Origin of the sequence: Microbacterium festucae, assembly GCF_025421715.1 — a bacterium.
Lineage (GTDB): Bacteria > Actinomycetota > Actinomycetes > Actinomycetales > Microbacteriaceae > Microbacterium > Microbacterium festucae.
This window is the reverse complement of the sequence record NZ_JAOEFC010000003.1, coordinates 194,029-213,702: the sequence shown is the minus strand read 5'-3', so window position 1 is coordinate 213,702 and position 19,674 is coordinate 194,029. Positions and strand designations below refer to the sequence as shown.

The window sequence follows — 19,674 nt, the reverse complement described above, 5'->3', positions numbered from 1 at the left end:
CGATTCGTTCCACGCCTTAAGGAAGTACGCATGTCCTCCACCCCCGCTGCGGTAGACACACCGCGCATGACGCACCGGCAGGTGCTCGAGGCCCTGTCGGGCCTGCTGCTCGGCATGTTCGTGTCGATGCTGGCCTCCACGGTCGTCTCGACCTCGCTGCCCGTGATCATCCACGACCTCGATGGCAACCAGACCGCCTTCACGTGGGTCGTCACGGCGACGCTGCTGACCACCGCCATCTCCACCCCGATCTGGGGCAAGCTCGCCGACCTCACCAACCGCAAGGTGCTCTTCCAGGTCGCCATCGTCGTGTTCGTGCTGGCCACCGCCGCGGCCGGCTTCGCGCAGGACCCGGGCACCCTCATCGCCTTCCGCGCCGTGCAGGGCATCGGCGCCGGCGGCCTCGCCGCCCTCAGCCAGGTCATCATGGCCGACATCATCAGCCCGCGTGAGCGCGGCCGCTACATGGGCCTGTTCGGCGCCGTGATGGCCGTCGCCACCGTCGGCGGTCCGCTGCTGGGCGGACTCATCACCGACGCGTGGGGCTGGCGCTGGAACTTCTTCGTCGCCCTCCCCTTCGCCGTGGCCGCCCTCCTGCTCGTGCAGAAGACCCTCCACATCCCGGCCCGCGCCTCGCGCAAGGTCTCGATCGACTACATCGGCATCGTGCTGCTGTCCACGGCCGTCTCGCTGCTGCTCATCTGGGTCACCAACGCCGGCACCGACTTCGACTGGTGGAGCACCCAGACCGTGCTGATGGTGGGCGGCGCGCTCATCGCCGCCGTGGCGTTCGTGTTCACCGAGCTCAAGGTGCGCGAGCCCCTCGTGCCGCTGACCCTGTTCCGCAACCGCACCTTCACCCTGTCGGTCGTGGCCTCCATCGCCACGGGCATCGCGATGTTCGGCGCCTCGGTGTTCCTCAGCCAGTACATGCAGCTCGCCCGCGGCGCCACCCCGACGCAGGCCGGTCTCATGACGATCCCGATGATCGCGGGTCTGCTGCTGGCCTCGGTCGGCGTGGGCGGCCTGGTCACCAAGTACGGCCAGTGGAAGCCCTACCTCATCGTGGGCAGCATCTCGCTCATCGCGGGCGCCTCGCTGCTGTCGACCATCCACTACGACACGAACTTCGCGCTCGTCTCGCTCTACATGTTCCTGCTCGGCGCCGGCGTCGGCATGACCATGCAGAACCTCGTGCTGGTCGTCCAGAACACCACCTCCCCCACCGAGATCGGCGTCGCCAGCTCCGGCGTGACCTTCTTCCGCAGCCTCGGCGGCACCATCGGCGTCTCGGTGATGGGTGCGGCACTGGCCTCGCAGGTCGTCGACCTCGTCGGCGGCGCGAAGGATGCCATCGGCCAGGCGATCGCCGGCCTCGGCGACAAGGCGGGCTACTGGGCCGAGCAGCTGCAGTCGGGGGCGCTGCCCCAGGTGTCGGCGATGCCCGACTCGCTGCGGGTGATCTTCGAGGACATCTACGCCCAGGGCATCTCGCACTCGTTCCTCATCGCGGTGCCGTTCGCCGTGATCAGCCTCATCGCGATCGTGTTCCTGCCCAACAAGCCGCTGACCCGCATGACGACCTCGGAGCGCCTGGAGGCCTCGGGGGCCGACCTCGCGACCGTCTCGGCGCCCGAGGGCATGGCGGTGCTGGCCGCCACCGGCACGATCCCCACCACCGAGACCGGCCGCCGCGGCGACGCGACGGACGCCCGTTAGGCTCGGATCGTGACCACCGACACTCGAGAGGCGCGCACCGACGCGGTGCGCGCCCTCGAGGCGGAGTTCAGCGAGCTGATCACCCGGATGCGGCGGATCCTGACGGAGAACGCCAACCGGGTGAGCCCGGGCATGCTCCCCGGCGCATACAAGGTGTTCACGACGATCGCGCGGCGCGAGTCGATCTCGCAGTCGGCCCTGGCCGACACGCTCATCGTCGACAAGGGGCAGCTCAGTCGCACGGTGCGCGAGCTCGAGCAGCTGGGACTCATCCGGCGCGAGCCCGACCCGGCCGACGGACGCGCCAGCATCCTGTTCCCCACCCCGTTCGGGCTGGAGCGGCTGGCCGAGGCGCGCGCCCCGCAGGAGAACACCCTGCTCGACGCCCTCGAGGACTGGCCGGTCGACGACATCCACAGCCTCACCCGGCTGCTGCACGCCCTGACCACCGGCGTGGTTCCCGCCTAGCGCTCCTGGTTCGAGAAGGCGGCGTCGAAGGATGCCGTCGGCGCGGGCCACAGCAGCGACCGCACGAAGCCCACTGCCTCGGCCGCCCCGTGCAGACGGTCCATGCCCGCGTCCTCCCACTCGATCGAGATCGGGCCGGCGTACCCGATCGCGTCGAGCGCGCGGAACGCGTCCTCCCACGGCACATCCCCGTGCCCGGTCGAGACGAAGTCCCACCCCCGCCGCGGATCCCCCCACGGCAGATGCGACCCCATCACCCCGGCACGACCGTTACGCGGCCGCATTCGGGTGTCCTTGCAGTCCACGTGATAGATCCGGTCGGCGAAATCGACGATGAACCCCACCGGATCGATGTGCTGCCACATCATGTGACTCGGATCCCAGTTGAACCCGAACGCACCCCGATGATCGACGGCGGCCAACGCCCGCACACTCGACCAGTAGTCGTACGCGATCTCCCCCGGATGCACCTCGTGCGCGAAGCGCACCCCCTCCCCGTCGAACACGTCGAGGATCGGGTTCCACCGCGCCGCGAAGTCATCGAAGCCCGCCTCGATGACCTCCGCCGGCACCGGCGGGAACATCGCCACATACGGCCAGATCGACGACCCCGTGAACCCCACGACGGTATCCACACCCAGACGCCGCGCCACCCGCGCGGCCCGCATCATGTCCTCAGCCGCACGCCGCCGCACCCCCTCGCCCTCACCATCCCCCCACACGTACTCGCGCAGGATCGCCCGATGCCGGAAGTCGATCGGCGCATCGCACACCGCCTGCCCCGCCAGATGGTTCGAGATCGCGAACACCCCCAACCCATGACGATCCAGGATCTCCACCCGCGACGCGAGATACGCGTCGTCCTCGTCGGCACGCGCCAGATCCAGATGATCCCCCGACGCCGCGATCTCCAACCCGTCATACCCCCACGACGCCGCCAACCGCGCCACCTCCTCCAACGGCAGATCAGCCCACTGCCCCGTGAACAGCGTGACGGGATGCTCAGCCATGGTCTCCTCCTCGAGGCCGGTGGTCCTGCAGCGCGGTGAGGGCCGCGAGCGAGCGTGTGGCCAGTTCGTCCTGGCTCGGCGCGAGCGGCCGCCACACCGAGGCGGCGACCGCGATGGTCGCATTCTCTCCCGTGAAGCTCTCCAGGCCCAGCACTCCCCGGTATCCCGCATCGTCGAGGGCGGCGAGGATGCCGGGCCAGTCGGTGTGATCATCGCCGACGGCGCCGCGGTCGGAGCCGCACACCTGCACGTGGGCGATCGCCGCGCCGGCCCGGCGGATGGCATCCGCGGGGTGCTTCTCCTCGATGTTCAGGTGGTAGGTGTCCAGCGCCAGCCCGAGACCCGGTCCGAGCAGTGGGCCGAGGGCGTCGAGCGCCTGGTCGACGGTGTTGAGGATGCTGGTCTCGTAGCGGTTGAGGGGTTCGACGGCGAGGGTCAGGCCGCCCGCGGCGGCCTCCGCCACCAGCGGGGCGAGGTTCGCGCGCAGCTCGGCGACCACGTCGGCGCGCTCGGCGTCGTCCATGCGCCAGGTGACGCCGGTGGGGGCGTAGAAGGGTCCGGCGACGATCGTCGCCCCGACCTCGCGCGCCGCCGCCATCGCGGAGCGCAGATAGTCCTGGGTGGCGGGCACGTCGCCCGCCCGGGCCACGAGCGAACGGCCCGGACCCATCGCGCCGATGACGACGGGGATAAGCCCGAGGCCGCCCAGCAGGTCGCGGGCGCGGCGCGGGTTCCAGTCGCCGGGGTTCTCCCACGGCAGTTCGAGGGCCCCGAACCCCATGCCCGCCGCCCGGTGGGCGAGGGTGTCGAGGGTGTCGTCCCGCAGCGGCGAGGTCCACACCCACGTGTTGACGCCGATCGTGCGCCTCATCGCGCTCCTTCCGTGACGGGCCGCCCGCCGGGCCACCGGTGGCAGACCACCGATCGCCCGGCGGGACGGCTCGTGCGCCCCTGCGTGCCGGTTACGGGATCTGCCGCTGCTGCCACACCTGCGGGTAGCCGGGCAGGTTCTCGCCGCCGAACTTCGCGTAGTGACCGTCGGGCATGCCGTCGTTGGCCTCGAGGTACTGATCGACCTCTTCGGCGGTGATGGGGCTCTGCGGGAGCACCCACTCCTTGGGCACCTCTTCACCCTGGAAGATCTTCGCCGCCGCCAGCAGCGGGGTGCGCCACTGGAAGTTCGAGTAGACGGGCGCCAGACCCGTGAGGCCGGTGTCCTTCCACTTGCGCAGGAAGCTCATCTCGTCTTCACCGGTCATCACCGGGTAGTCCACCCCGGCGTCCTCGAACGCCTCGATGGCGGCCACGGCGCCGTCACCGGCATCCATCCAGATGCCGTCGACATCGCCCTTGGCGAGCTCGTCGGCGATGATGCTCTTGATCTCGGCCGGGTCGGCGCCGGTGAAGTAGTCCACCGCCTCGATGCCGGCCTCGTCGAACAGGTGCTCGGCGGCCGCCCAGCGCTGCTCGAGCACGTCGACGCCCGGCAGGATGCGCAGCCCGACGACCTTCGCGCCCTCGTCGAGGTTCTCGATGAGGAACTCGGCCGTGTCGATGCCCCACGCGAACCCGCCGATGGGGTGGATGAACGTGACCGGGCAGTCGGTGTTGACACCGCGGTCGAACACGATCACCGGCTTGCCGGTCTCACAGGCGCGCTCGACGGCGGGCGTCATCGCGGCCGTGCTGTTGGGCGAGATGAGGAAGACGTCGCAGTTGCCCTCCGAGATGAAGTAGTCGATGTCGGCGATCTGCGTGTCGTCGGAGTCCTGCGCGTCGCGGGTCTCCATCTCGCTGATCGCACCCTGCTCCTGCAGCACCTTCAACTGCTGGTTCATGGTGATCCAGCCGGTCTGGCGCCACGGGTTGGAGATCGACGCGTTGGCGAAGCACGCCTTCTTGGCGCCCTCGCTGGCGTACGCGGCGGTGTCGACCATCTCGGCGTTGATGTACTGCAGGTAGGGCTCGTCTTCGGGCCCTTCGGGAACGACGTCGCGTTCCGCGTCCTGCTTGTCGAACAGCGCCTGGTCGAACCATTCGTTGCCCTCGGCGGCGGGGGCGCTGGCTGAGCCGGATGCATCCGGCGGCGCCACACTCGGGTCGGTCGTGCACCCGGCGAGCGCGAAGAGGCCGACGAGCGCCACCCCGGCGGTGGCGATCCTCACTGATCGTCGCATAGCTAGTCTCCTCTGGTTTCTGTGTTCCCCTCGGCGACGAGGGCTGGTGGTGCGGACGGGCGAACCGCGTGGCGTCCCTGCGCCGGCGGTTCCTTCCCCGGATCGGGAGAAGCAGGTGGCGCGTCGTCGCCGCGACGGCGGCGCACGCGGAAGGCGACGCCGGAGTAGGCCACGGCGGCGATGATGATGACGCCCTGCACCGCGTCGCGCAGGGTCGAGGGGACCCCGGCGATGTTCAGCAGCAGGAACAGGGCCTCGAGCACGAAGGCACCGGCGACGGCGGCGACGATCCAGCCGCGGCCACCGCCGAGCACGACGCCGCCGAGCACGACGGCGGTGATGGCGACGAACTCGTAGCCGCGGCCGACCGACGGGTGCACGCCGGCGTAGCCGACCAGCAGCACCGCCGACAGGGTCGCCGACAGGGCCGAGATGACGAACGCGCGGGTGACGATCCACCACGACCGGGCACCGGCGTAGGCGGCGGCGCGGGAGTTGTCGCCGAGGGCGACGAGCACCTTGCCGTAGGGGCGCTTGGTCAGCCAGATGGCCAGCGCCAGCCACCCGGCCAGCACCAGCACCGACCACGGCAGCAGGTCGATGACGGGAAGATCGCGGATGCCGCCGCGGCCGATCTGCCGGAAGCTGTCGGCGGGGTTGCCCGTCGCCGCCCCGCCGGTCCACCACATGACCCCGCCCAGCAGGGCGAGCATCATGCCGAGCGTGACGATGAAGGACGGGATCTTCAGCAGGGTGGTGAGCAGACCGTTGACGATGCCGACGACGACGCCGAACACCGCCATCAGCACGAGCACCGGCACGGTGCGGCTGTCGTCCTGACCCACGAGGTTTCCCGCGATGATCACCTGCGCGGTGATGAGCGATCCCTGCGACAGGTCGAACTCGCCGGCGATGATCACGAAGAACTGTCCGATGGCGACGATGGCGATGGGCGCCACGCGCTGGATGAACCGCATGATCTGGCCCGGCTCGGCGAAGTTCGGGTTGAGCACGGTGACGGCCACCAGCAGCAGCACGAGCAGCAGGAAGACGGCGCCCCGGGGGCTCACGAGCGTGCGCACGACGTTCATCGCGTCTCTCCCTTCGCGGGGTCGGCTGAGGCGGATGCCGCGGCTCCCGGCCCCGGACCGGGTGCGCCCGGATCGAGCGACGAGGCGGCGGCGACCATCGCGGGGGCCGCTGCGGCGGCGGCCTCGTCGCCGCGCATCCGGGTGCCGCCCGGACCGAACCGCGGCCGGCGGCGCACGATGGCGCGGCGGCTGTAGACGCCGACGGCGGCGACGATCACGACGCCGCGGACGACGTCTTTGAGGAACGGGTTCACCTGCAGCACGCTCATCACGTTGTCGACGACGGCGAAGATGGCGACGCCACCGATCGTGCCCCACACCGAGCCGCGGCCGCCCAGCAGCAGCGTGCCGCCGAGCACCACCGCCGCGATCGACAGCAGCGCATAGCCGCCCTGCTGCCCGACGGTGGGGCTTCCGACCCCCAGGCGGCTGGCCAGCAGCAGGCCGGCCAGTCCCGCGAACAGCGAGCACAGCACGTGGGCGACGATGATCGGCGGGCGGGTGCGCAGCCCCGACAGGCGGGCCACGTCGGGGTCGCCGCCGACGGCGAACAGGTGCGCGCCGGTGCGGGTGCGGCCGAGCAGGAACCAGACGATCACCGCCAGGGCGAGCATGATGATCGTCGAGACCGGCACCGGGCCGACGCCGGTGGCGCCGATCACCTGGAACTCCCACGGCACCGCCCCGGCGCTGCCCTGGAAGTTGGTGTTGAGCACGCCCTGCAGGATGAGGCCGGTGCCGAGGGTGGCGATGAAGCCGTTGACCTTCAGCACGGTGACGATGAGGCCGTTGGCCAGGCCGATGCCGGCGCACACCACGAGGGTGAGGCCCACCGCGGCGGGGATGTTCGCCGCACTGCCGGCCATGGTCGTGGCCGCCAGCAGGCTCGCCAGGCTCATCACGTAGGTGACCGACAGGTCGAGCGAGGCCCCGAGTATCACGAGGGTCTGCCCGATGGCGACGAGCCCGAGCACGCTCATGCCGGTGAGGATGTCGCGGATATTGCCGGGGCTGAAGAAGCTGCGCCCGACGGTGGAGACGAGGATCGCGCCGATGACGATCACCAGCAGCAGGATGCCGAGGACGATGAGGGTCGAATCGACCCGGAAGCGCTTCATCGCTGCTCCTCCCCGCCGGCGCGGCCGCCGGCATCGGCCCCGGTGGCCGCGGCGAGCACCTCGTGCTCGGCGGTGCCGGGGGGAAGCTCGGCGACGATCTCGCCGTCGCGCATGACGAGGATGCGGTCGCTCATGCCGATGATCTCGGGCAGTTCGCTGGAGACCATGAGCACCGCTTTGCCGTCGGCGGCCAGGTCGCGCATCAGCTGGTAGACGGCGATCTTGGCGCCGACGTCGATGCCGCGGGTGGGCTCGTCGAACAGCACGATGCGCGGGTCGGTGGCCAGCCACTTCGCCAGCACCACCTTCTGCTGGTTGCCGCCGGAGAGGAAGCGCACCTCCTGGTCGAGGCCGCGTGAGCTCACCTCCAGCGAGCTCAGGATGCCGGGGACGGCGGCGCGCGAGGCGCGGGTGCGGCCCGCGAAGACGCTGCGGATGACCAGCAGGGCGTTGTCGAGCACCGATTGGCCGAGCGCGAGCCCGTGGGCTTTGCGGTCTTCGGTGACGAGCGCGAGCCCCGCCTTCACGGCCGCCCGCGGCGAGCCGATCCGGGTGGCGGCGCCGTCGAGGCGCAGCTCGCCGCGGGTGAAGGGCTCGACGCCGAAGATCGCCTCGACCAGTTCGGTGCGCCCGGCGCCCTGCAGCCCCGCGATGCCGACGATCTCGCCGGCGCGCAGGGTGAGGTCGATCTCGGTGACGAAGCCGTTGCCGCCGCCGGCGACGCTCAGGCGCTCGGCGCCGACCGCGGTGCCGGCCACCGCCGTGGGGAAGAACGACTGGATGGAGCGGCCCACCATGCGGCGCACGAGTTCGGCGGGCGCGAGGGCGCCGGCCGGGTCGGTGGACACGAGCGCCCCGTCTTTGAGGATCGTGATGGTGTCGCAGAGGTCGAAGATCTCCTTCAGCCGGTGCGAGACGTAGACCACGGCCACCCCGCGGGCGGTGAGCCGGCGGATGATCGCGTAGAGCAGCTCGACCTCGGGGTCGCTGAGGGCGGCGGTGGGCTCGTCCATCGAGATGACACGGGCATCGAACGAGAGCGCCTTGACGATCTCGACGATCTGCTGCTCGGCGACGGTGAGCGATCCCACCCGGGCGGTGGGGTCGATGAAGGTGACCCCGAGGTCGTCGAGCAGGTCGCGCGTGCGGCGCACCATGGCGCCGGTGTCGAGGAAGCCCGCCCGCCGCGGCTCGCGGCCGAGGAAGACGTTCTGGGCGACGGTGCGCTCGGGCAGCAGGTTGAACTCCTGGAAGACGGTCACCAGTCCCGCATCCATCGCCTGCCGCGGGTGGGTGAACGCGGTGCGCTCCCCGTCGAACTCGACGTGGCCTTCGTCGGCCTGGTGGACCCCCGCCATGATCTTCATGAGCGTCGACTTGCCGGCGCCGTTCTCGCCGACGAGCCCGTGCACTTCGCCACGGCGCACCGTGAGGTCGATGCCCGAGAGCACCCGCACCCCGAAGAACGACTTGCCGACACCCACCGCGCGCAGCACGATCTCACCCGTGCCCGCCGCGGCGGCCGTCCCCTCCAGCATCGTGCCGCTCACGGTGCCACCTCCACCCATTCGCGCATCCGCGCCGATTCCAGGACGGCCTCGGTCAGCACCGCGGCGCGCAGGCCGTCGGCGAAGGTCGGAAGACCGTCGACGTCTTCGCCGCGTACGGCGCTGTACACGTCGGCGACGAACGCCGCGAACGCGTCGACATAGCCCATCGGGTGCCCGGCGGGCACCGTCTGCAGTCGCACCGCGTCGGGTGCGCCGGTGGCCGGGTCGCGCAGCAGCAGCTGCGAACCGGCCCGGTCGCCCACCCACAGCTCTTCGGGCCGCTCCTGTGCGAACGCGAGGCTGCGGGCGCTGCCGTGCACCTCGAGCGTCAGTGCGTTCTTGCGGCCGGCGGCCATCTGCGACACCAGCGCGGTGCCGAGCGCGCCGGATGCCGTCTCGAACAGCACCGCCGCGATGTCTTCGTTGGCCACGGCACGACCTCCCCGCTCGTCGAAGACGCGGCGGGTGCGGGCGGCCAGGCGCACGATCGGCTCACCGGCGACGAACTCGACCAGGTCGCACAGGTGCGAGCCGATGTCGGCGAACGCCCGCGAGGGGCCGCCGGCGTCGGCATCGGCACGCCAGTCGTCGTCGCCGGGCTGCAGCAGCCAGTCCTGCAGGTAGGCGCAGTCGATGCTGAGGAGGGCGCCGATGTCGCCGCGGGCGATGCGGGCGCGCGCTTCGCGCACCATCGGGTGGTAGCGGTAGACGAACGGCACGGCGGCCACGACGCCCGCCTCGTCGGCGGCGGCGGCCAGCACCCGGGCGGCCGCGGCGGTCGTGGCGAGGGGCTTCTCGCACACCACGTGCTTGCCGGCCGCCAGCGCCGCCGTGGCGAGGGCCGCGTGGGTGGCGTTGGGGGTGCAGATGTGCACGACGTCGACGTCGCCCGCGGCGACGAGGGCGAGGGCCTCGGCCGACCGCCGGGCGCCGAGGCTGTGCGCGGCCCGCGCGGCGCCGTCGGCGGTCGAGGTGGCGACCGCGGTCAGCGCGGCCCCTGCGGTGCGGCCCGCTCCCGCGTGCACCCGCGCCATGAACCCGCCGCCGATGATCCCCTGGCGGATGGTGCCGACGCCGATGTCGGTGACATCCGTTGTCATGCGGCGATGATGACACGGCCGCGATGACTTTTGCTAGAGGTCTGTCAAAAGTCGTTTGCAAATCGTGACGAAGTTGGTTGCCCACGATCACCGTTGTGGTTGACTGACCGCATGGTCGACGTCGTCCGCACCGCCGGTGCGCCCACCCCCGGCGCCGGGGAGATCTTCCAGATCCTGCGCGACGGCACCGCACGCACCAAAGCCGAACTGGCCGCGATCACCGGGCTCGCCCGCTCCACCGTCTCCACGCGCGTCGACGCGCTGCTGGCCGCCGAGCTCGTCGCCCCCGCCGGCGAGGCCGCCTCCACCGGGGGCCGCCCGCCGGCCCGCATCGCCTTCAACCCGCGGGCGGGGGTCATCCTCGCCATCGACCTCGGTGCCACGCACGCCACCGTCGCCGTCGCCGACCTCGCCGGGCATCTGCTGGCCACCCGCACGCGCACGCAAGACATCGCCGAGGGTCCCGAGGTCGTGCTGGATGCCGTGATCGCCGAGGGGCTGAGCCTGCTCGAGTCGGCCGACGGGGGCGCCGATCGACTGGTCGGCATCGGCATCGGCGTGCCCGGCCCCGTCGAGCACGAGACCGGCCGGCCCACCAACCCGCCCATCATGCCGGGGTGGGACCGCTTCGACATCCCCGGCCACGTGCAGCGGCTGTGCGATGTGCCGGTGCTCGTCGACAACGATGTCAACATCCTCGCCCTCGGCGAGCAGGCGCTCAGCTGGCCCGCCGTGGACGATCTCGTCTTCGTGAAGGTGTCCACCGGCATCGGCTCGGGCATCATCTCGGGCGGCGCCCTGCAGCGCGGCGCGCAGGGCTCGGCGGGCGACATGGGACACGTGCAGGTGCCCTACAGCCGCGACTCCCCCCGGCCGCCCGAAGACGAGCGCGACCTCGAGGCGGTCGCCAGCGGCACCGCGATCGCCGCCGAGCTGCGCGCCCAGGGCATCGACGCGGCCGGCAGCACCGAGGTGGTCGAGCTCGTGCGCGCCGGCAACGCCGCCGCCATCGCCGCCACCCGCCAGGCGGGGCGGGAGGTGGGCGAAGTGCTGGCGACGGTAGTGAACCTGCTCAACCCGTCGATCATCGTCATCGGCGGCAGCATCTCGCGCGCCGGAGAGCACCTGCTGGCAGGTGTGCGCGAGGTGGTCTACCGGCGTTCGATTCCGCTCGCCACCCAGCATCTGGGCATCGTGCAGTCGCGTGCCGGGTCGACGGCGGGCGTGCTGGGGGCGGCCATCATGGTCACCCAGCTCGTGCTCTCCCCCGCGGCCGTCGAGGCGCGCACCGCTCGCGGGTGAGGCCCCACGGTGCCCCACAGGGGGCGGTGCGACGCGGTGACGGCGACGTAGCGGCATAGTGACCGCCGTGTCACACGTACGACACAATCGCAGGGTTGACTGGCCTCATCAGCAACGAGTGCTGCCGATGTCGACACGCACGCGAAGGGAGCGACCGATGAGATTCCGGCCGCTGCGCACCGCACCCCGCGAGGGTGCCACACTCCTGCCCGTCTCCGAACCGCCCGCCGACATGCGCGCCATCGTCTTCGACGCCCCGGGCGATCCGGGCGTGCTGCACGAGGCCAGCACGCCGGTGCCGCAGCCGGTGATGAGCGAACTGCTCGTGCGCATCGTGGCGGCGGGCACCAATCCCATCGACGCCAAGACGCGCGCCGGCCGCGGCGTCTCGGGCGCGATCGCCGCCTACCCCGCCACCCCCGGCTTCGACTTCAGCGGCGTCGTGATCTCCACCCCCTACGAGGCGCATCCGCTGCCGCCGGGCACCGAGGTGTTCGGCATGCTCCCCTTCCCCCGCACCGGCGGGTCGTATGCCGAGTTCGCCGTGGTGCCCTCGCTCTCGGTCGCGCGCAAGCCCGCGACCCTCTCGCACGTCGAGGCCGCCGGGGTGCCGCTGGCGGCGCTGACGGCGTGGGGCCTGGTGGTCGAGACCGCCCACGCCCACGAGGGCCAGCGCGTGCTCATCCACGCGGGCTCGGGCGGGGTGGGGCACTTCGCGGTGCAGCTGGCCGCCTACTTCGGCGCGCACGTGGTGGCCACCGGGTCGGAGCGCAACCTGCCGTGGCTGCGCGAGCTCGGCGCGCAGGTGACCATCGACTACGCGACGACCCGCTTCGAAGACATCGTCAGCGACGTCGACGTCGTGATCGACCTCGTCGGCAACGTGCACGACGACACCGGCACCCGTTCGCTCGGCGTGCTGCGCCCGGGCGGGCTGTACATCATGGTCCCGTCGGGGGCCTGGCCCGACTACGCCGAGGCGGCCGCCGCGGCCGGCGTGCGCGCCACGTCGTACAAGGTGGTGCCCGACGGCGGCGTGCTCGCCACGCTCGCCCGCCTCCTCGACTCGGGCGCCATCCAGGTGTTCGTCGACCGGGTGTTCGAGCTCTCCGACGCCGCCGAGGCCCACCGCGAGATCGAGCGCGGCCACGCCCGCGGCAAGATCGTGCTGCGGGTGGCCGAGGGCTGATCACCCCTCGAGCACCCGCCGCCCCTCGGCGATGATCTCGTCGGCGACGGCATCCAGCAGCGGCGAGCGCAGGTTCCACTGCTGCCAGTACAGCGCCACGTCCACCGGCGCACCGCCCAGCGGCACGAGCGCTCCACTGGCCAGCGCCGCCGCCGACTGCAGGCGCGGCAGCAGCGCCCAGCCGAGGCCGGCCTCGACGGCGGCGGCGAAGTCGTGCGAGGCCGGCACCCGGTGACGCGGGGGCGCCGCCGGGTCGGCGCCCTGCGCGCGCAGCCAGCGCGTCTGCAGATCGTCGCGCCGGTCGAAGTCGATCAGCGGGGCTGCGGCCAGCGCAGCCGGGTCGACGCCGCCCGCGAACCACGTGGCCATCACCTCGGGCGTGGCCACCGCCTCGTAGCGCAGCACGCCGAGCGGGCTCGCCCGGCACCCGGCCACCGCGTCGGCGCGCGAGGTGACCGCACCCATCACGGTGCCCGATTCGAGCAGTCCCGCCGTGAAGTCCTGGTCGTCGCGATGCAGGTCGAACACGACCGGATGCCGGCGGGCGGCGCGCGCCAACGGCGCCAGGAACCAGGTCGCCAGCGAGTCGGCGTTGACGGCCAGGGGCACCGACACGCGCGTCGCGGCCGCCGCCGCGGCATCCGCACCCTCGGCACCGCCCACCCCGATGCCGAGGCCGTCGAGGGCGTCGTGTTCGAGCAGCGCGAGCTGGCGGGCGTAGCGCAGGATCGGCAGCGCGGCGTCGGTGGGGCGCACCGGCTTCGAGCGCACCAGCAGCACGCGGCCGACCGCCTGCTCGAGCGCGCGCAGGCGCTGGCTCACCGCCGACGCGGTGATGTGCAGCCGATGCGACGCGGCCTCCAGCGATCCCTCGTCGACGACGGCGGCGAGGGTGGCGACGAGGTCGGCCGGCAGGCGCGTCATGAGCACAGCTTAGGGTGCGGAAGAAACCTGAACTGGCCTTAGGGGAACGCCGACCGTACCGTCGTCGTGTGATCACCGCTGCACTGGCCGGTCTCGGACTCGGCCTCTCGCTCATCATCGCCATCGGCGCGCAGAATCTCTTCGTGCTGCGCCAGGGCGTGCGCCGCGAGCACGCGGCGGCGGTGGCGGCGGTGTGCGCGGCCAGCGACGCGGTGCTCATCGTGCTGGGCGTGTCGGGGGTGGGCCTGGTGGTGCACGCGGTGCCGTGGCTGCTGGTGGCGGTGCGGTGGGCGGGATGCGTGTTCCTGGTCGGCTACGGCCTGCTCGCGGCCCGTCGGGCGCTGCGCCCGAGCGGCGCCGCCCTGGCAGCCGACACCCCGACGCGGGGTGAGGGCGGGCCCGCTTCGACCCTCACGCGCACCGCGCTGGCGCCGACGCTGCTCACCTGCCTCGCGCTGACGTGGCTGAACCCGCACGTCTACCTCGACACGGTGTTCCTGCTGGGCGGGGTGGCCAGCACCTACGGGGCGGAGCGCTGGTGGTTCGCCGCCGGGGCGGTGATCGCGAGCGCTGCCTGGTTCTCGGGGCTGGCCTTCGGCGCGCGGTACCTCGGGCGAGTGCTGGCCACCCCGCGGGCGTGGCGCATCCTCGACGGAGTGATCGCCGTCGTGATGATCGCGCTCGGCGTCGGCCTGGTGCTGCCCGGCTGAGGCCGGCGGGTCAGCCGTCGATCTGCGCGCGGCGCGCGGCGACCAGGCGGCGCACGACGTCGTCCGGCAGCACCGCGTCGGCGGTGAAGCGGATGGTGCCCTTGGCGTGGTCGAAGCCGTGCAGCAGCGGCACCACCTCGGCGACGGCGGCGGGGCTGAACGGGTACACGCCGAAGTGCTTCTTGGCGCGCATGACCGACAGCAGCGACGAGCCGCGATAGACGAGGGCCGGCATGCCGTAGCCGAGGCCCTGCTCGGCTTCGGGCACGACCTCGGTGGCCACACGGTACACGCGGGCGATGATCGCGGCGTCGGTCTCGTCGAGCCCGGCGAGGTAGTCGTCGATGGTTCCCATGGCGGCATCCTGTCATCTGCGCCGCGGCCACGACAGGATGGAGTCATGAAACGCGTGCATGTGATCGTCGACGGCGACGTGCAGGGGGTCGGCTACCGGTACACGATGCGGACGGTCGCCGAGCGCGAGGGCGTGGCGGGCTGGGTGCGGAACCTGCGCGACGGCCGCGTCGAGGCCGAGGTCGAGGGCGCCCCGGCGCAGGTCGAGGCCGTGCTGGCGTGGATGTCGCAGGGGCCGCGGGGCGGCCGGGTCACCGGCGCCGAGGTCACCGACATCCCTGCGGCGGGCGGCACCGGGTTCGACGTGCGCCGCGACGGCTGAGGCGCCCCCGCTCCCGTCGGCCCGCCGTCAGCGCGGCAGCCCGGCGGCCAGCTCGGCGAACACGTCGGCCGCGTCGTCCCATCGCGCCAGTGCCGCGGCCTGCCCGGCCCACAGCGAGAGGTACTCCGCACGGTCCTGCGCGGCCGCGGCGGCGCGGAAGCGGCCGGTGAGCCAGTTCTGCGCGGGGAAGGGCAGCCTCGCACCGGCGCCGAGGGTGCGCGTCGCCTCGTTGGGGATGCCGCGGGCCAGGCGTCCGCTCATCACCCGGGTGAGCACGGTGTCGGTGTCGCCGGCGGCGGCGATGGCCGCGCGGTGACCGGCCGGCGCCGCCGACTGCCGGGTGCGCAGAAACGCGGTGCCGACCTGCACACCGGTGGCGCCGAGGGCGAAGGCAGCGGCCACACCGCGCCGGTCGGCGATACCGCCCGCGGCGATCACCGGGGCCGTCACGGCGTCGACCACCTGCGGCACGAGGGCCATCGTGCCCACGAGCGAGTCCTCGGCGCGCGCGAGGAATGACACGCGGTGCCCGGCGGCCTCGGCGCCCGAGGCGACGATCGCATCCACGCCGGCCTCGTCCAGCGCCCGCGCCTCGGCGACGCTGGTGGCTGTGCCGACCAGCCGGATGCCGCGGTCGGCGGTCTGCGCACGCAGCCGCGCCGAGGGCACGCCGTAGACGACGCTCAGCACGGGCGGGGCCGCGCTCAGCACGGCATCCAGCTGCGCGTCGATGTCGGGGAGGAACCGGTCGGGCAGCGCGGGAACCGTCGCCCCGACCGCGTCGAAGAGGGGCTGGGCGGTCGCGGCGGCGGCGGTCACATCCACGGCGTCGGGGGTGACCTCATCGCCCGTCGGCAGCCACAGGTTCACGGCGAACGGCCGGGTCGTGGCCTGGCGCAGGGCGGCGATGGTCGCGGTGATGCGGTCGGGGTCGTACCCGTACAGGCCGTAGGAGCCCAGGCCTCCGGCATCCGACACGGCGGCGGCCAGCCCCACCGAGGAGAGCCCGCCGAACGGTCCGAGCACGAGGGGGACGTCGATGCCGAGGGCGCGCTGCACGGTCATGATCCGACGCTACCGCGCGGCTGAGACGACGAAGGGGCCCCACCCGAAGGTGGAGCCCCTTGCTGTCTCAGCGCGATCAGGCGAGAGCGTTGACGTCCAGCGGGATGCCGGGGCCGAACGTGGTCGACACGGCGCCCTTCTGGATGTAACGGCCCTTCGAGCTCGAGGGCTTCAGACGCACGATCTCTTCGAGCGCGGCCTTGAAGTTCTCGTCGAGCTGCTCGGCCGTGAACGAGGCCTTGCCGACGACGAAGTGCACGTTGGCGTGCTTGTCGACGCGGAACTCGATCTTGCCGCCCTTGATCTCCTCGACGGCCTTGGCCGCGTTGGGGGTCACGGTGCCGGTCTTCGGGTTGGGCATGAGGCCACGGGGACCCAGCACCTTGCCGAGGCGACCGACCTGGCCCATGAGCTCGGGCGTCGAGACGGCCGCGTCGAACGCGGTCCAGCCGGCGGCGACCTTCTCGATGAGCTCGGCGCCGCCGACCTCGTCGGCGCCCGCGGCGATGGCGGCCTCAGCGGCCGGGCCCGTCGCGAAGACGATGACGCGGGCGGTCTTGCCGGTGCCGTGGGGCAGGATGACCGTGCCACGGACCATCTGGTCCGCCTTGCGCGGGTCGACCGAGAGCTTGAGGGCGACCTCGACGGTGGAGTCGAACTTCTTCGAGCCGGTCTCCTTCGCCAGGTTCACCGCCTCGGTGGACGAGTAGAACTTGTCGCGGTCGATCTTCGCCGCTGCTGCTTCGTAAACCTTGGACTTAGCCATTGTCGTCTCCCCCTCAGCCTTCGACCGTGATGCCCATGGAACGGGCGGTGCCGGCGATGATCAGCGAGGCGGCCTCGATGTCGTTCGCGTTCAGGTCGGGCATCTTGGCCTCGGCGATCTGACGGACCTGGTCCTTGGTGAGCTTCGCGACCTTCACTGTGTGCGGGGTCTGCGAGCCCTTGGCCACGCCGGCGGCCTTCTTGATGAGCTCCGCGGCGGGCGGGGTCTTCAGGATGAACGTGAAGCTGCGGTCCTCGTAGACGGTGATCTCCACGGGGATGACGTTGCCGCGCTGCGACTCGGTCGCGGCGTTGTACGCCTTGCAGAACTCCATGATGTTGACGCCATGCTGACCGAGCGCGGGGCCGATCGGCGGCGCCGGGTTGGCTGCACCGGCGTTGATCTGAAGCTTGATCAGGCCGGTCACCTTCTTCTTCGGTGCCATACTTCTTCCTTTGGTCGAGCGCCGCCGTGCCGGAGCTCAGCGGGCGCGCTGCCACGTGCCAGGCGGATCCTGGATGTGGTGGGTTTCGGTCCGGAGTGCGGACCAATCGACAAGTCTACCGGATGCCGCGCGCTCCCGCGCCCCGGCGCGTGCGCCCCGGCGCGTGCGCCCCGGGTCACCCGGCTCACGAACCGTGTCCCGCAAACCGTCGCATCCGCCGCGCGCACCCACCATTGACGGGACCCGCTCCACAACCATGTCCCGCAAACGGTCGCCACTGGCGTCCACACCCGCCACTCGTGAGACCCGCCCCGGCACCATGTCCCTCAAACCGTCGCATCCGCTTCGCGCACTCACCATTCGCGGGACATGCCCGGAGGCCATGTCACGTCAACAGCGACATCTGACACCCGCTCGAGCGGTCTGCGTGACACGTGGCGCTCATGCCGCGCGCTGGCCGATGGCGGCAACCGCGATCGGCGGATGCCGGGGCTTCGCCGACCGCGTCCCGCCAACCGCGGCATCCACAGGCCACACCCACCAATCGCGGGACCCGCCCCGGCACCATGTCCCGCAAACCGCAACCGTTGGCGTCCGCACCCACCATTCGCGGGACGCGCCCCGAAACCATGTCCCGCAAACCGCGACCGTTGGCGTCCGCACCCACCATTCGCGGGACGCACCCCGAAGCCATGTCCCGCAATCTGTCGCCGTTGCCGCGCGCGCTCACACTTCGCGGGACGCGCCCCGAAACCATGTCCCGCAAACCGTCGCATCCGCCGCGCGCACTCACGCTTCGCGGGACGCGCCCCGAACCCATGTCCCGCAAACCGCGGCATCCGCCGCCTGCACGAGCAACGTGCGCGACGCGCACGCCGCACACGCAGAAGAGCGGATGCCATCGGCATCCGCTCTTCTCACATCACGAATCGAAACGCGCCACCACCCGGTCGTTGAGCGAGCGCAGCGAGTAGAAACGCGCTCCGCGTCAGAGCTTGGTGACCTGGTCGAACGAGAGCTCGACGGGGGTCTCGCGCTCGAAGAGCGAGACGAGCACGGTGAGCTTGCCGCTTTCGGGCTTGATCTCGCTGATCGAACCGGGAAGACCCGCGAACGAGCCCTCCTTGATGGTGATCGTCTCGCCGATCTCGAAGTCGACCTCGGCCGGGATGGCACGCGCGGTGGCGCCGCCCTTGGCGGGGGCTCCACCCTTGGCGGGCGCGGCGGCCTCCTTGACCTCGACCAGCGACTGCAGCATGGTGAACGCCTCTTCGAAGCGCAGCGGCGTCGGGTTGTGGGCGTTGCCCACGAAGCCGGTGACGCCGGGGGTGTGGCGCACGACCGACCAGGTGTCTTCGGTCAGCTCCATGCGCACGAGCACGTAGCCGGGGATCCGGACGCGCGTGACCATCTTGCGCTGACCGTTCTTGATCTCGACGACGTCCTCCATGGGGACCTCGACCTGGTAGATGTCCTCTTCGACCTCGAGCGTCGACTTGCGCTGCTCGATGTTGGCCTTCACCTTGCGCTCGAAGCCGGCGTAGGAGTGGATGACGTACCACTTGCCCGGCAGCGAGCGCAGCTCGGTGCGGAAGGCCTCGTAGGGGTCGTCGGACGCGTCGGCGTCGTCTTCCTCGCCGTTGACGTCGGGGCCGTCGTAGGGGGTGACCTCGTCGGCGGCCTCGGCGGCGCGCTCGGCCTGCTCTTCGGCGAGCGAGTCGGTGAGCACCTCGGCGGCGGCTTCGGCCTCGGCGGCCTGGTCGATCTCGAGCGCGTCGTTCACGATGGCATCCGCCTCCGGGTCGTCGATGTCGATGTCTTCGAGGTCATCGCCGGACTCATCGGCGCCGTCCTCGTCCACGACGTGGATCGCGGCCGTCTCGGCCGACTGCGAGGCACGCTCCTCGGCGGCGAGGATGTTGCCCTCCTGGGCTTCGTCGTCCTCGCTGGACTGCTCGGCAGCGGTCGCCCAATCGGCGTCGTCGGAATATCGTTCTGACACTTCGTTCTCTTCCATCGGTTCCTGGTGCGAAACGGCACTTCGGAGCGGGACGTCAGCCGACGGTGCCGCCCGGCACACCGAACACGATCTGGACGACCCACGTGAACAGCAGGTCGAGGCCGTAGACGACCGCCATCATGACGACGACGAAACCGAGCACGACCGCCGTGAACTTCAGCAGCTCCTGGCGGGTCGGGGTGACGACCTTGCGGAGCTCGGCGAACACCTGGCGGATGAACAGGGCGATCCGCTGGAAGAAGTTCAGCTTCTTCTCGCGGGTGGCGCCGCCTGACGCGACGACCTCGCCGGATGCTTCATCCTGGACCATTGACCCACCTGTGTGACGTACTTCGTGCCAGCGA

The 19,674-nt window shown here is 71.5% G+C and carries 20 protein-coding genes; 6 read left to right on the top strand and 14 right to left on the bottom strand.

Features of this window, described 5'->3' with window-relative positions; translation table 11 throughout:
• Positions 1-30: 30 nt before the first annotated feature.
• Both N3K63_RS11315 and N3K63_RS11310 read left to right on the top strand, forming a co-directional pair.
• A complete protein-coding gene (locus N3K63_RS11315; RefSeq protein WP_390895174.1) occupies positions 31-1,719 on the top strand; it encodes an MDR family MFS transporter in 1,689 nt (562 codons plus the stop codon).
• 9 nt (positions 1,720-1,728) lie between these two features.
• On the top strand, positions 1,729-2,187 hold the full coding sequence (locus N3K63_RS11310; protein ID WP_315943089.1) for a MarR family winged helix-turn-helix transcriptional regulator: 459 nt from the start codon (positions 1,729-1,731) through the stop codon (positions 2,185-2,187).
• Here the strand turns inward: N3K63_RS11310 and N3K63_RS11305 are convergent.
• From N3K63_RS11305 to N3K63_RS11275, 7 genes are all read right to left on the bottom strand, one after another.
• The gene (locus N3K63_RS11305; protein ID WP_261580280.1) at positions 2,184-3,197 is read right to left on the bottom strand and encodes a sugar phosphate isomerase/epimerase family protein; all 1,014 of its coding nucleotides are present in this window, start codon (positions 3,195-3,197) and stop codon (positions 2,184-2,186) included. The two genes, N3K63_RS11310 and N3K63_RS11305, sit on opposite strands and share 4 nt — an antisense overlap.
• Positions 3,190-4,068, bottom strand: a complete 879-nt coding sequence (locus tag N3K63_RS11300; protein ID WP_261580279.1) for a sugar phosphate isomerase/epimerase family protein — start codon at positions 4,066-4,068, stop codon at positions 3,190-3,192. Before N3K63_RS11300 ends, N3K63_RS11305 begins: the two co-directional genes overlap by 8 nt.
• A 91-nt stretch (positions 4,069-4,159) precedes the next feature.
• Entirely contained in the window at positions 4,160-5,374 is a 1,215-nt protein-coding gene (locus N3K63_RS11295; RefSeq protein WP_261580278.1) for a substrate-binding domain-containing protein, read from the bottom strand.
• 2 nt (positions 5,375-5,376) lie between these two features.
• A complete protein-coding gene (locus tag N3K63_RS11290) occupies positions 5,377-6,465 on the bottom strand; it encodes an ABC transporter permease (protein WP_261580277.1) in 1,089 nt (362 codons plus the stop codon).
• Positions 6,462-7,583, bottom strand: coding sequence for an ABC transporter permease (locus N3K63_RS11285; RefSeq protein ID WP_261580276.1), 1,122 nt, complete (start codon positions 7,581-7,583; stop codon positions 6,462-6,464). Before N3K63_RS11285 ends, N3K63_RS11290 begins: the two co-directional genes overlap by 4 nt.
• Positions 7,580-9,121 carry a sugar ABC transporter ATP-binding protein gene (locus N3K63_RS11280; RefSeq protein WP_261580574.1) on the bottom strand — a complete coding sequence of 514 codons (1,542 nt, stop codon included), beginning with the start codon at positions 9,119-9,121 and terminating at the stop codon, positions 7,580-7,582. Before N3K63_RS11280 ends, N3K63_RS11285 begins: the two co-directional genes overlap by 4 nt.
• A gap of 8 nt (positions 9,122-9,129) precedes the next feature.
• Positions 9,130-10,233 (bottom strand): Gfo/Idh/MocA family protein, encoded by a 1,104-nt coding sequence (locus tag N3K63_RS11275; RefSeq protein WP_261580275.1) that lies wholly within the window; start codon positions 10,231-10,233, stop codon positions 9,130-9,132.
• A 111-nt stretch (positions 10,234-10,344) separates the two neighbouring features.
• Here N3K63_RS11275 and N3K63_RS11270 point away from each other — a divergent pair, with 111 nt between their 5' ends.
• Both N3K63_RS11270 and N3K63_RS11265 read left to right on the top strand, forming a co-directional pair.
• The gene (locus N3K63_RS11270) at positions 10,345-11,535 is read left to right on the top strand and encodes an ROK family transcriptional regulator (RefSeq protein ID WP_261580274.1); all 1,191 of its coding nucleotides are present in this window, start codon (positions 10,345-10,347) and stop codon (positions 11,533-11,535) included.
• A gap of 157 nt (positions 11,536-11,692) precedes the next feature.
• The gene (locus N3K63_RS11265) at positions 11,693-12,724 is read left to right on the top strand and encodes an NADP-dependent oxidoreductase (protein ID WP_261580273.1); all 1,032 of its coding nucleotides are present in this window, start codon (positions 11,693-11,695) and stop codon (positions 12,722-12,724) included.
• Here N3K63_RS11265 and N3K63_RS11260 read toward each other — a convergent pair whose 3' ends face one another.
• Positions 12,725-13,648 carry a LysR family transcriptional regulator ArgP gene (locus tag N3K63_RS11260; protein ID WP_261580272.1) on the bottom strand — a complete coding sequence of 308 codons (924 nt, stop codon included), beginning with the start codon at positions 13,646-13,648 and terminating at the stop codon, positions 12,725-12,727.
• A 68-nt stretch (positions 13,649-13,716) separates the two neighbouring features.
• Between N3K63_RS11260 and N3K63_RS11255 the strand changes: the two genes are divergently transcribed.
• Entirely contained in the window at positions 13,717-14,358 is a 642-nt protein-coding gene (locus N3K63_RS11255; RefSeq protein ID WP_261580271.1) for a LysE/ArgO family amino acid transporter, read from the top strand.
• A gap of 10 nt (positions 14,359-14,368) precedes the next feature.
• On the opposite strand, the gene N3K63_RS11250 is transcribed toward N3K63_RS11255, so the two are convergent.
• On the bottom strand, positions 14,369-14,713 hold the full coding sequence (locus N3K63_RS11250) for an iron chaperone (protein WP_261580270.1): 345 nt from the start codon (positions 14,711-14,713) through the stop codon (positions 14,369-14,371).
• A 45-nt stretch (positions 14,714-14,758) separates the two neighbouring features.
• On the opposite strand from N3K63_RS11250, the gene N3K63_RS11245 reads away from it, so the two are divergent.
• Positions 14,759-15,034 carry an acylphosphatase gene (locus N3K63_RS11245; protein WP_261580269.1) on the top strand — a complete coding sequence of 92 codons (276 nt, stop codon included), beginning with the start codon at positions 14,759-14,761 and terminating at the stop codon, positions 15,032-15,034.
• Positions 15,035-15,061: 27 nt separating this feature from the next.
• Here N3K63_RS11245 and N3K63_RS11240 read toward each other — a convergent pair whose 3' ends face one another.
• The 5 genes from N3K63_RS11240 to secE form a co-directional block, all read right to left on the bottom strand.
• Complete coding sequence (locus N3K63_RS11240; protein ID WP_261580268.1) at positions 15,062-16,099, bottom strand: NAD(P)H-dependent flavin oxidoreductase; 1,038 nt, start codon at positions 16,097-16,099, stop codon at positions 15,062-15,064.
• A gap of 76 nt (positions 16,100-16,175) precedes the next feature.
• Positions 16,176-16,865, bottom strand: a complete 690-nt coding sequence (gene rplA / locus N3K63_RS11235; protein ID WP_261580267.1) for a 50S ribosomal protein L1 — start codon at positions 16,863-16,865, stop codon at positions 16,176-16,178.
• A 13-nt stretch (positions 16,866-16,878) separates the two neighbouring features.
• Entirely contained in the window at positions 16,879-17,310 is a 432-nt protein-coding gene (rplK, locus tag N3K63_RS11230; RefSeq protein WP_261580266.1) for a 50S ribosomal protein L11, read from the bottom strand.
• Between the two features lie 988 nt (positions 17,311-18,298).
• Positions 18,299-19,312, bottom strand: coding sequence for a transcription termination/antitermination protein NusG (nusG, locus tag N3K63_RS11225; protein WP_261580265.1), 1,014 nt, complete (start codon positions 19,310-19,312; stop codon positions 18,299-18,301).
• 52 nt (positions 19,313-19,364) lie between these two features.
• A complete protein-coding gene (secE, locus tag N3K63_RS11220) occupies positions 19,365-19,640 on the bottom strand; it encodes a preprotein translocase subunit SecE (RefSeq protein WP_261580264.1) in 276 nt (91 codons plus the stop codon).
• Positions 19,641-19,674: the final 34 nt, after the last annotated feature.